The following is a 12,369-nucleotide window of genomic DNA, read 5'->3' on the forward strand; positions in this document are numbered from 1 at the left end:
CAGAAATTAGTCGTGTTGATGTCGATAACGTAAATAGATCACCCAATAGGTCAGGCTAAGCAGCAGGCTTAACACTGTAGGGACCAGGAATGCATTTAATTTTAAATAAGGATAAATCCAGCTGGCAAGTATGCCACCCACCAAAAAGCCGGCCAGAATCAGCATATGCAGGATCACTTTACGGGATTCTACTACCAGACCACGCAGGCGATAGCCCATAGCCAGACCTAAATCGGTCAGTACACCAGACAAATGGGTGGTCCGGATAATCGCACCTTTATAGTGGCTGACCATGGCATTTTGTACACCCATCGCGACACAGGCCCATAACAAGGCATAACGCGGGAAATAGGGCAATAACAGCCAGCAAATGAATATAAAAAAAGCCACCAGGCTTAAAGGATAACCATACAGGCGTCCCAAGCGAAAGTGACTATTTCCTAAAATCAGCCCGCTATACATCGAGCCAATCACATAACAGAGCGTAACCAGAATCAGATACAAAATCTGGCGTGGTTGCCAGTCCAGCAGCGCCATCGCCAGCATACTGACGTTACCGGTCATATGTGAAACGGACTGATGCAACACGGTCACCAGTCCTAATACATTAATCATTCCGGCATTTACCGCAAGGAAGAATGCACCCAATTGAACCCACGATGGTAAACGCTGTAATGGCATGGCAATATCATTAGAAAAACATCTTGATTCTTCAATATAAAATCAATCTGTAGCGCGGTCTACTGCTGTTGTAAATAAAACATCGGTAGATGAGTTGAGTGCAGTCTCGGTAGAGTCCTGCAATACACTGATCACCATACCAATTGCCACCACTTGCATTGCGATATCTGAAGAAATCCCGAACAGGCCACAAGCCACGGGAATTAGCAATAGTGAACCACCAGCCACACCTGAAGCACCACACGCAGACACAGTCGCTACGATAGAAAGAATTAGCATAGTAGTGAAGTCAACATTAACACCTAAAGTATTTACTGCAGCTAAAGACAACACGGTAATCGTCACTGATGCACCGGCCATGTTAATTGCTGCACCTAAAGGAATTGCTACGCTTGAAGTAGTCTCTTTCACACCTAAGCGTTTTGCCAAGTCCAGGTTTACCGGAATATTGGCAGCAGAACTGCGGGTAAAGAACGCGGTAATGCCACTTTCACGTAAGCAGGTAAAGACCAGTGGATACGGATTACGACGGGTAATGAAACCGACCATTAACGGGTTAATCACCAAGGCTACAAATACCATGGTACCCAGCAGAACAGCTAATAAATGCGCATAGCTGGTCAAGGTATCTAGGCCCGCTTCAGCAAAAGTCACGGCAACCAGACCAAAAATACCCACTGGCGCAAAGCTGATCACCAGACGAATTACATAATTGATTGCATTGGCAGCGTCATTTAAACAGGTTTTAGTTGTGTGTGATGCATGACGGAAGGCAATTCCTAACGCAATTGACCATGCCAGAATTCCAATAAAATTCGCTTCAGCAATGGCAACCACCGGGTTCGCTACAAAGCTCAGCACCAAATTTTTGAGAATTTCACCTAGGCTGCCTGGCGGCTGTAAATCACCTTGCGCTGCAATATCCAGGAACAATGTGCTTGGAAATAAAATACTGGCGATCACAGCGCTTAATGCTGCCAGGAACATGCCGACAGCATACATCAGCATAATAGGTCTTATCGTTGAATTGGTCTGGCCAACCTGGAAATTTGCAATTGATGCAAGAACCAGAATGAAAACCAGAACTGGCGCGACGGATTTTAGTGCCTTAATAAACAGATCACCCAACAGGCTTAAGGAAGGTGCAGCTTCAGGAAATAACAGAGCCACACCAACGCCTAGAATAATGGCGATGATGATTCGGGAGACTAAACTCAGACGCGATAGGGCAGAAAACATAAGGTTGCCTTGTGAAAATTACGAGGGCTAAATGCGAAAAAAATTTGCGTTATTTTATACTTAAATTAAGGATCGCTTAAAATATATTTTTAGATAATATTTAAGTGACTGAAAATTAATAAATAATTAAGATGGTTTTTTATCTTGATCGTATTATTTCCATACAAAATTCTTAGAAATAGCCAGATTTACTGATTGGTTTTTAATCTTTATTTTTTAAATGAATATAGAATTTAAATCAATCATTTCCAGTTATGTTTCAGTTCAATTCGTTGCATGACAGCATGTCTATCATACAACGAATTAAAAAATCTTAAATCATATAATGTTGAGGCTTCTCGAAGATTTCCGGAGCCAGATCCTGAATTGCCTGAAAATGGGTTAGATAAATCCGGCCACTCAAATGTGTCATGAGTTTGGAGGCTTGCAAGCGGTCGAATACCGGGCCTTTCACTTCTGCAAAGTGCAGGCGAATATTCAGTTTGGATAATTCAGCATTGAGCTCTTCCAGCGTTTCCAAAGCACTCAAGTCAATGGCACTAATACTAGAGCAGTTCAAAATCACATGCTCTAACTTGTCATTTAAACTTAACTGATTAATCAGATAACCTTTAAGAGTATGCGCATTTAAAAAACTTAGGTTTTCATCAATACGCAGAGATAGAACCCGATCAGAAGTCATCACCTGATGACGCTGGATATTCCGGAAATGCTGGGTGCCTTCGACCAGACCCACGACTGCAATATGAGGGCGGCTGATGCGCCATAGCATAAGAATAAAGGTCGAAATAATCCCGACGATTAGACCGGTAGTAATATCCAGTAATACCACACCAAAAAAAGTAATCCACATGGCAATGCCATCAGCTTTGGAATAACGCCAGGCATCGACGAAAGGCTGGAAATTGACCAGTTTCCAGATAGACACAATAATGGTTGCAGCCAGAATGGTCAGCGGCAGATCCTCAAAGAAGCTGGTAAAAAACAGACTAACCACGACAATCAATAAAGAAGACAATACGCCAGCCAAAGGTGTTTTGGCACCAGCGTCAGCATTAACCACCGTACGTGACAGGCTGCCGGTTACAGGAAAGGCGGAGCTGATTCCGGCACTGATATTGGCTACACCGAGCGCAATTAATTCTTGGTTACTGTTTAAATTGCTACGCTGCTGTAGCGCCGTTGCCTGAGCAATAGAGAGAGATTCTACAAAGCTGATCATGGCAATCATGCTGGCACCCGGTAATAAGGTCATCACCAGTTCCCAGTTCCAGTGCGGGAAAGACAAGGGCGGAAAGCCTGAAGGAATTTCTCCGACCGTTTTAATGCCTTGAACTTTTAAATCCAAAAACAGAACGGCAGCAATACCGAGAAAAACCAGAATCAGTGGAACTGCTCGAACCAGAAAATCAGTCGAACCGATCCGACTTTGTATCGCTTGAGATTTTAATAGTTTTGGCAGATAAACCAGTAGGCCGATAGAAAGCAGGCCAAAGATCAGGCTCGGAAGATGCAAAAGTGGCAAATATTCAACCAGGCTTTTCACCAGCTCGGGAATATTATTGGCTTTTAAAGGCAAATCCACCAGAAATTTGAACTGTCCAAAAGCAATCAATAGAGCCGAAGCAATAATAAAACTCTGAATGACTGGATGGCTGATCAGCTGAATCAAAAAGCCAAAACGGAACAGGCCCAAAAGCAGGGAAATAATGCCGACCATCAATGCCAATAAAGTTGCCGCTTCAATATAGACCGGAGAACCTACTTCAAATAAAGGATTCAGTGTGGCAAAGGTCATCATGGAAATGATGGCTACTGGTCCAATCGATAAGGTCGTACTGCCGCCCAATAAGGCATAAATGATCATTGGTAGAATACTGGCATAGAGTCCCATAATCGGTGGCAAACCTGCCAGCATGGCATAGGCCATCCCTTGGGGTACCAGCATCGCGACGACAATCAGGGCAGCCAGTACATCTGATTTTAATTTCACTGGGCTGTACTGACTTAACCATGACCAGGCAGGGAGTCTATTGAGCAGTCTAGACTTAAAATTTGGCATATACAGGTCTAAATCACAAATATAGATATATTATGCACAAATTCTGCTAAGAAGTCTTAGGATATAAATAGGTGATCATTCACATTTTAAAAAATGAATGAGAGGACAAAGGATCAAGGCAAAAGACTTAAAACTCTCAGTAGAGAAAATTTAAATCAGGCAGATCGCTTTAAAATAAAACAGGACGAATGAGGTAAATTGCAGCTTTAAGCGACTGCTTGATTTACACAGTAGATTTGATAAAGCTTTTTTAACATTTCTACCAGGTTCTGGTCTTTGATCGAATAATAGATCTGTTTACCGTCTCGACGGGTATTTACCGCATCGCTTTTACGCAAAATCATGAGCTGCTGAGACAGGGTTGGCTGTCTGATCTCGGTAATCTCTTCAATTTGAGAGACATTCAGTTCATTTTGGGAGAGATGACATAAAATGAGCAGTCGGTCCGTATTGGCCATTAACTTTAAAATACCGACAACCTGTTGAGCTGAATCCCGCATCGCGGCAATTTCAAGATCGGTTTTCATTTACTATGTCCATTTATACAATTACAGCCCGCGAATTATACGACTCGAACAGCATGAATTGATGGATAGAAAGCGTGAATTACTATGGTTTTTAATGAATTGTGTTATCAAGAATAGTTATAATTTACTAATTAAAATATAAGATAATTTTATCGTGTTCCGGTTTTTTAGAAAGAAGATGTTTCATTTCAAACTGCTATCGTGATTCCATCTTGTTTCAGGCATCTACAAAGCCGGAAAATGCTTGTATCATGTAAATACATCTTGGCGAATAACATCAAGGATATTCTAATGACTACAGATTCAGCTTTTCCAACACCTGCCAATTTAGGTATCGCGGTTTATAGCAATAATGCAGAGGCAATTGGTAATACCCCTCTGGTTCGTATCAATCGTGCCATTTCAGGCGGAGCGACTGTACTTGCGAAAATTGAAAGCCGTAACCCGGCATTTTCGGTGAAATGCCGTATTGGCGCAGCCTTGATTGCTGATGCAGAAAAGTCAGGTAAATTGAAGCCGGGCATGCACATTGTTGAGCCAACCAGTGGTAATACCGGTATTGCGCTGGCATTTGTAGCAGCGGCTAAAGGCTATGATATTACCTTAACCATGCCATCCAGCATGAGTATTGAACGCCGTAAAGTGGTGAAAGCATTAGGTGCTAATTTAGTACTGACAGATCCAGCCAAAGGCATGAAAGGCGCGGTGGAAGAAGCACAACGTCTGGTGAATGAAAATCCTGAACTGTATTACCTGCCACAACAGTTTGAAAATCCGGCCAACCCAAAAATCCATGAAGAGACGACCGGTCCTGAAATCTGGGAAGCGACTGGAGGTAATGTCGATATTCTGGTAGCGGGTGTAGGTACAGGCGGTACGATTACCGGTATTTCACGCTTTTTTGAAAAAGTGAAAAACAAGCCGATTTATTCAGTTGCTGTAGAGCCTGCTGAATCTGCCATTATTGGTCAGGCAAAACGTGGTGAGACACTCACTCCAGGACCACATAAAATTCAGGGTATTGGCGCGAACTTTATTCCAAAGAACCTGGATCTGGATCTGGTAGATGAAGTGATTGCCATTACTAGTAGCGATGCAGTGGAATGGGCACGTAAAACTGCGACTCAAGAAGGCATCTTGGTGGGTATTTCAAGTGGTGCTGCAATGGCTGCAGCTGCGCAACTGGCTGCACGTCCTGAAAATGCAGGCAAAAATATCGTGGTGATTCTGCCAGATGGTGGTGAGCGCTATTTATCTTCAATTCTTTTTGAAGATATTTCTGCTGAGTAAATATTTAACAAATTAGTTTCACTAAATCTCGAAAAAGCCTGAAGTCATCTTTGGGCTTTTTTATTGGACTTTATGCCTTCATATAATGAAAGATCAAGAATTTAAACCAGAAGCTTGACCTTCCCATTATGGTAATGTTTAAGCTATAGCATAGGCAGTGAATGGGTGAATGGAGAGTGCAGAATGAATAAACCAGCAACCACACAGTTGTACGAACAGCAGGTACAGATTTCAGGAATGACCTGTGCCTCTTGTGTCGCACGTGTGGAAAAAGCCTTAAAGAAAATTGAAGGTGTGGTGGAAGCGAACGTCAATCTCTCCACTGAACAGGCTTTTTTAAAAAGTGAACAACCTATTCCTGCAACGCAACTCGTCAATGCTATCAATAAAATCGGTTTTGAAGCCGTGATCCAGCAGTTTGATTTAAATATTGAAGGCATGACCTGTGCCTCTTGTGTAGCTCGTGTTGAAAAAGCCTTGAAAAAAGTCGATCAGGTACTGGATGCGCAGGTTAATCTGGCAACCGAAAAAGCTCACGTCACTGCAATTCGTCCTCTCGCTGTTTCCCAACTGGTTAAGGCGGTACAAAAGGCCGGCTTTGATATTCAAACCGACCGAATTGAACTGGCTATTGAAGGAATGACCTGTGCCTCCTGTGTGGCACGTGTAGAAAAGGCTTTATTAAAAGTCGATCAGGTAAGTGAAGCACACGTCAATCTCGCCACTGAAACAGCTTCGGTCAAGGCGCCGCGTAGTCAGCTTCCAGCTTTAATTGCTGCTGTCAAAAAAGCTGGCTATAACGCCCATGAAAAATTAGATACACAGGCTACCGATGCCCAGACGGCATTTCAGGAAAAGAAAACCGCTGAAACTGAACAGCTAAAACGTGACTTATGGTTAGCACTAATTCTGGCTGTTCCGGTGTTTATTCTGGAAATGGGTTCACATCTGATTCCGGCTTTTCATCACTGGATTGCACATACGCTAGGTACCCAAAACAGCTGGTATATCCAGTTTGTACTGACGACTCTGGTTTTGCTGATTCCAGGACGGCGGTTTTATCAGCATGGGATTCCGGCATTGTTGCGACTGGCACCCGATATGAATTCTCTGGTTGCCGTGGGAACAATAGCCGCTTATGGATTTTCCTGTATTTCCACTTTCTTTCCGCAATTATTGCCGCAAAGCACTGTACATGTGTATTTCGAAGCGGCGGCTGTGATTGTTGCCTTGATCTTACTGGGACGTTATCTGGAAGCTCGAGCCAAAGGTAAAACCTCTGAAGCGATTCAATATCTGGTTGGCTTGCAGCCAAAAACTGCTCGAGTACAGCAAAATGGAACCTGGGTTGATCTGAAAATTGCTGATGTACAGCAGGGCATGCTGATCGAGATTCGTCCGGGTGAGAAAGTCGCAGTTGATGGTGAAGTCGTTTCTGGTCAAAGTTATATCGATGAAGCGATGATCAGCGGTGAACCTTTAGCCGTGGCTAAACAGGCTGGAGATCGGGTGATTGGCGGAACGGTAAATCAGAATGGCACCTTGCAGATCAAGGCGACAGCAGTCGGACAAGATTCAGTTCTAGCTCAGATTATTCATATGGTGGAACAGGCACAAGGCGCAAAACTTCCCATTCAGGCGGCAGTCGATAAAGTGACCTTATGGTTTGTACCGGCTGTGATGCTGCTCGCGACTTTGACTTTTATTGTCTGGTTCCTGTTGGGTCCTGAACCGAATCTGACTTATGCACTGGTCAATGCTGTTGCAGTACTGATTATTGCCTGTCCTTGTGCAATGGGCCTGGCTACGCCAACATCTATTATGGTCGGCACCGGCCGGGCAGCAGAGCTGGGTATCTTGTTCCGTAAAGGCGAAGCATTGCAACTCTTGCAGCAAACCAGAGTTGTGGCGGTGGATAAAACCGGAACCTTAACTGAAGGGAAACCAGCCCTAACCGATTTTGCAGTGACATCTGGTTTTGAGCAGCAAATAGTATTGCAAATGGTCGCAGCAGTGGAAGCCAAATCCGAACATCCCATTGCTCATGCGATTGTGGAAGCTGCGAAAGCACAACAGTTGCAACTACCTGAAGTCAGTGATTTTGATTCAATCACTGGTGCAGGCGTGAAAGCTCAAGTTTCAGGTCAGCAAATTCATATTGGCGCAGAACGCCTGATGCAGCAATTGGGCTTAAGTGTCGATATTTTTAAAGAGAAAGCACAACAGTTAGGCGAGCAGGGACGCACGCCTTTATATGTCGCGATAGATCAGCAGTTGGCTGCCATTATTGCTGTGGCTGATCCGATTAAAGCCACAACCTATAGTGCGATTCAGGCCTTACATGATCAAGGCTTAAAGATTGCCATGATCACCGGTGATAACCAGCATACTGCACAGGCCATTGCCAGACAGTTGAAGATTGATCATGTCATTGCTGAAGTTCTGCCTAATGAAAAAGTCGATGCGGTACGCCAACTCCAACAGCAACATGGCATCGTCACTTTTGTCGGTGACGGGATTAATGATGCACCTGCCTTGGCTCAGGCCGATGTTGGAATGGCAATAGGAACTGGTACGGATGTCGCAATCGAAGCAGCAGACGTGGTGCTGATGTCTGGAAATTTACAGCATGTGGCAACCGGTATTGGCCTGAGTCAGGCGACCATGCGCAATATCAAACAGAACCTGTTCTGGGCCTTTGTCTATAATATTGCCTTGATTCCGATTGCTGCCGGTCTGTTGTATCCATTCTTCGGTATTTTGTTATCACCGATGTTTGCAGCAGGCGCGATGGCATTATCCTCAGTTTTTGTGGTCAGCAATGCGCTTCGTTTAAAGACTTATCAGCCGATCCAGTTGAAGGAGGCAGTGTAATGAATATTGGACAGGCCGCGAAACGCTCCGGGATCTCGGCCAAAATGATCCGTTATTATGAAGATATCGGTTTATTACCCAATCCTAAACGTAGCGATTCGGGTTATCGTATCTATAGTGACGATGACATCAAGACTTTAAGTTTTATTCAGCATGCGCGTGAACTGGGTTTTTCTTCTGAACAGATGAAAGAATTGCTCGGCCTGTGGCTGAACGATGCCAGACACAGCAGTGATGTCAAACAGTTGGCGCAAAAGCATATCGAGTTACTGCAACAGAAAATTGCGGACATGCAAAACATGATGAAAATTTTGCAGCAATCGGTTGCACAGTGTGCTGGAGATGAGCAATCTGACTGTCAGATTCTGAAACAGATTGAGCAGGGTGTGTCACATGGGAAAACTGCACATACGGCTATCAAAGCAGATCAATAGCCTTGAATTAAAATTCGCTTAACCCAAATTTAAACTGATCAAAGGGAGATCAAGATGAAATTCCGTATTGAAAATATGACTTGTGGTGGTTGTGCACGTAGTGTGACTGCAACCATTCAGGAGCTGGATGAAAATGCTAAAGTCAATGTTGATGTAGTCAGCAAAATGGTGGAAGTTGAATCGAGTGCAAGCGAATCTGAGATTATCGCGGCATTAACTGAAGATGGCTTTCCGCCTGAAACTATGGCTTGATATTTGCCATTTAAAAAATAATTTTAAAATGCCTAATCATGATTAGGCATTTTTTATGAAACTGCCGATATTTTATCTGGCGTCATCAATGCCTGATTAATATATAGCTTAATCAGGCGTTCACGTGAACCAATCGCTTTTTGATAACTGGTCGAATTTAATAATAATGAAGCGCCATAAGTGACTGTCCAGATATAAGATAAATAATCCCGGATTGACATGGCACTATCTAAAGACACCAGATAATCATGGGTCATATCTTTAATGCGGATAATCCGTTCTTCACGAATACGGTAGAGTTCCTGAAATAACTCTTTCAGGTTTTTTTCATTATTGGTTAAACGCTCTTCAATAACATGCAGCAAAATAGTCCGGTTTGAATTGAGCATGTGATAAAGCATATATTGCGAAACATAATTTTTAATATCGTTATTATATTTATCGGAAATTGCCAGAATTCTTTTTTCATTCAGAATGATGAGTTCTAAATATAACTGGTTCTTGCTTTTAAAATGCTTGTAGATGGTTCCTTTGGCGATGTCCAGTTCTTCAGCAAGTTCACTCAAGGTGATGTCCTGATTATTATCAAGCAGTAGACTTTCTGCCATGCTCAGGATCTTCTCTTTACGAAGAAGGAAGTTCTGCTGTCTTACAGTCGTCATTTTCTTGACTCATCATTTTAGAAAAGGAACCTACTAAGAATATGCTATTTTCACAGGTATAGCTATAAAACTAAGGTCGTGATATTTATCTAAATTTGTATATTTATTCAACATTTCTTGTAGAAAAAAGTCATATACAGCTGCGCTAAAAATATTGTCAAGAAAATTGAACCCTTGAGATCAACTTTGCTAAATAAAATTCCATTTTCAATATATTTGATTTATGGTTTTAGGGCATAAAGCTGAATCATATTTTCGTTTTAAACCCAGACCAGACAAGGTTTAGCGAAGTGAAGCCAGAGTCATTTTAACAGCTTAAATTTTTCATTCATCAATGGATTTAAGTTTTAATGATTCAGTAAATACCAGAGGTATAAAGTTTTTGATTTTAAATTTTATATCGCTAATTTATGTCAATGAATTCATCGCCAGATTAATTCGATATGATGATTTTTGAATGACATGCATGGATTCGAGCAAAAATCCTCAAAATATTTTCTCGAATCCATAATGAAAAAATACTCAGTAACAGAATTGAGTATCACCAGTGAAGGAATATGAAAATGCCTATTTATAATGCGCCGCTAAAAGACATGGAATTTATTTTAAATGATGTGTTTCAGGCCGAACAATTTTGGCAAGATAATGAAAATCTTGCACATTTAGATATGGCAACTGCAAATGCAATTCTGGAGGAGATGGCCAAGTTTTCCAAGAATGTGATTCTTGATCTGAACCGCCCTGCAGATGAAGAAGGTGGTGCTCAGTTTAGTAATGGTGAAGTCAAAACACCTGCAGGCTTTAAAGAAGCTTTCAAACAGTTTGCCGAAGGTGGCTGGGTGGGGCTGGGCGCGCCTGAAGAATGGGGCGGTCAGGGCATGCCAAAAATGCTGACTGTACTGGCTGATGAAATGATCTGGAGTACCAATCCCTCTTTCATGCTTTACCCGCTGTTAACCGTGGGGGCTGGCATGGCGATCAATGACCGTGCTTCGCAGGAACAGAAAGAAACCTATCTGCCAAAATTCTATACGGGTGAATGGTCAGGCACGATGTGTTTAACTGAGCCGCATTCAGGGACAGATCTGGGCATTATCAAAACCAAGGCTGAACCAAACGAAGATGGTTCATATAACATTACCGGGACCAAAATCTTCATTACTAGCGGTGAGCATGATCTGAGTGAAAATATCATTCACCTGGTACTGGCCAAAACCCCAAACGCACCAGCAGGTTCACGCGGTATTTCTCTGTTTATTGTCCCTAAATTCCTGGTTAATGCCGATGGTTCACTCGGTGAGCGCAATGCGGTCGCTGCCGGTTCGATCGAACATAAGATGGGTATTAAAGGCTCGGCAACCTGTGTCATGAACTTTGATGGTGCCAAAGGCTATATGGTGGGTAATGAAAATGAAGGTCTGGCGGGCATGTTCGTGATGATGAACTACGAACGTTTGTCGATGGGGATTCAAGGCATTGGCGCGGCAGAATTTGCTTATCAGAATGCCGCACAATATGCGACCGACCGTTTACAGGGCCGTGCATCAACCGGTGCTAAATCACCAGAAAAACCAGCCGATTCAATTCTGGTACATGGTGATGTACGCCGTATGTTGCTGAATGTGCGTGCCAATAATGAAGCTTCTCGTGCTTTCGCAGTCTATGTCGGCCAGCAGCTGGATATTACCAAATATTCCACTGATCCTGAGGCAGTGCGTAAAGCAACCGATCGTGTGGCTTTATTAACGCCTATTGCCAAAGCTTATCTCACCGATAAAGCACTGGATGCTGCACTTGAAGCACAAATGTGCTTCGGTGGTCATGGCTATATCCGTGAATGGGGCATGGAACAATGTATCCGTGACCTGCGCATTTCACAGATCTATGAGGGGACCAATGGGGTGCAGGCAATTGACCTGATTGGCCGTAAAACTACGAAATGTAAAGGTGCATATATTGCAGAGTATATTGCAGAAATCCGTGAATTTGCCCAAAGTCTAGATGATGCCTTAACGATTAAAAAGGCAACCTTAGATACCTGTCAGCAACTGGAAGATATTACCAATTTTATTGTTGAGCAGTCTCAGCAGAATCCTGATTTCGCCAACTCGATTGCTGTTGATTATCTGCACGCTGTAGGTTTGTTGAGCTTCGTCTATATGTATGCGCGTATCAGTAAAGCGGCGGCTACCAAAGAAGAAAGCTATTTCCAGAATAAACTGGTACTGGCTAATTACTATATTGCTAAAGTACTTCCGGATTTAAGTGCGAGAATTCAACGCATTCAGGCAGGTGCAGAGCCGGTGATGCAATTGCCAGAAGAATATTTCACTGCACAAGCCTAAACC

The 12,369-nt window shown here is 43.0% G+C and carries 10 protein-coding genes; 5 read left to right on the forward strand and 5 right to left on the reverse strand.

Annotation, left to right across the window (positions count from 1 at the left end):
• Window positions 1-6 precede the first annotated feature (6 nt).
• The 4 genes from FTU03_RS06865 to FTU03_RS06880 form a co-directional block, all read right to left on the reverse strand.
• Window positions 7-681 carry a YoaK family protein gene (locus FTU03_RS06865; protein WP_104426089.1) on the reverse strand — a complete coding sequence of 225 codons (675 nt, stop codon included), beginning with the start codon at window positions 679-681 and terminating at the stop codon, window positions 7-9.
• 42 nt (window positions 682-723) lie between these two features.
• Window positions 724-1,920, reverse strand: a complete 1,197-nt coding sequence (gene sstT / locus FTU03_RS06870; RefSeq protein ID WP_004785593.1) for a serine/threonine transporter SstT — start codon at window positions 1,918-1,920, stop codon at window positions 724-726.
• Window positions 1,921-2,233: 313 nt separating this feature from the next.
• Window positions 2,234-3,982, reverse strand: coding sequence for a SulP family inorganic anion transporter (locus FTU03_RS06875; protein WP_179992607.1), 1,749 nt, complete (start codon window positions 3,980-3,982; stop codon window positions 2,234-2,236).
• A gap of 206 nt (window positions 3,983-4,188) precedes the next feature.
• On the reverse strand, window positions 4,189-4,509 hold the full coding sequence (locus FTU03_RS06880; protein WP_179992606.1) for a metalloregulator ArsR/SmtB family transcription factor: 321 nt from the start codon (window positions 4,507-4,509) through the stop codon (window positions 4,189-4,191).
• Between the two features lie 291 nt (window positions 4,510-4,800).
• Here FTU03_RS06880 and cysK point away from each other — a divergent pair, with 291 nt between their 5' ends.
• The 4 genes from cysK (at window position 4,801) to FTU03_RS06900 (ending at window position 9,359) form a co-directional block, all read left to right on the forward strand.
• Window positions 4,801-5,799, forward strand: coding sequence for a cysteine synthase A (cysK, locus tag FTU03_RS06885; RefSeq protein WP_004785600.1), 999 nt, complete (start codon window positions 4,801-4,803; stop codon window positions 5,797-5,799).
• A gap of 183 nt (window positions 5,800-5,982) precedes the next feature.
• Window positions 5,983-8,673, forward strand: a complete 2,691-nt coding sequence (locus FTU03_RS06890) for a heavy metal translocating P-type ATPase (protein WP_179992605.1) — start codon at window positions 5,983-5,985, stop codon at window positions 8,671-8,673.
• On the forward strand, window positions 8,673-9,107 hold the full coding sequence (cueR, locus tag FTU03_RS06895) for a Cu(I)-responsive transcriptional regulator (RefSeq protein ID WP_159122916.1): 435 nt from the start codon (window positions 8,673-8,675) through the stop codon (window positions 9,105-9,107). Before FTU03_RS06890 ends, cueR begins: the two co-directional genes overlap by 1 nt.
• Before the next feature lie 54 nt (window positions 9,108-9,161).
• Window positions 9,162-9,359, forward strand: a complete 198-nt coding sequence (locus FTU03_RS06900) for a heavy-metal-associated domain-containing protein (RefSeq protein ID WP_125278609.1) — start codon at window positions 9,162-9,164, stop codon at window positions 9,357-9,359.
• 53 nt (window positions 9,360-9,412) lie between these two features.
• Here the strand turns inward: FTU03_RS06900 and FTU03_RS06905 are convergent, their stop codons facing one another.
• Window positions 9,413-10,021 carry a TetR/AcrR family transcriptional regulator gene (locus FTU03_RS06905; protein WP_005235816.1) on the reverse strand — a complete coding sequence of 203 codons (609 nt, stop codon included), beginning with the start codon at window positions 10,019-10,021 and terminating at the stop codon, window positions 9,413-9,415.
• A gap of 563 nt (window positions 10,022-10,584) precedes the next feature.
• On the opposite strand from FTU03_RS06905, the gene FTU03_RS06910 reads away from it, so the two are divergent.
• Window positions 10,585-12,366, forward strand: a complete 1,782-nt coding sequence (locus FTU03_RS06910; RefSeq protein WP_179992604.1) for an acyl-CoA dehydrogenase C-terminal domain-containing protein — start codon at window positions 10,585-10,587, stop codon at window positions 12,364-12,366.
• Window positions 12,367-12,369 lie beyond the last annotated feature (3 nt).

Source organism: Acinetobacter sp. YH12046 (assembly GCF_013419905.1).
GTDB lineage: Bacteria > Pseudomonadota > Gammaproteobacteria > Pseudomonadales > Moraxellaceae > Acinetobacter.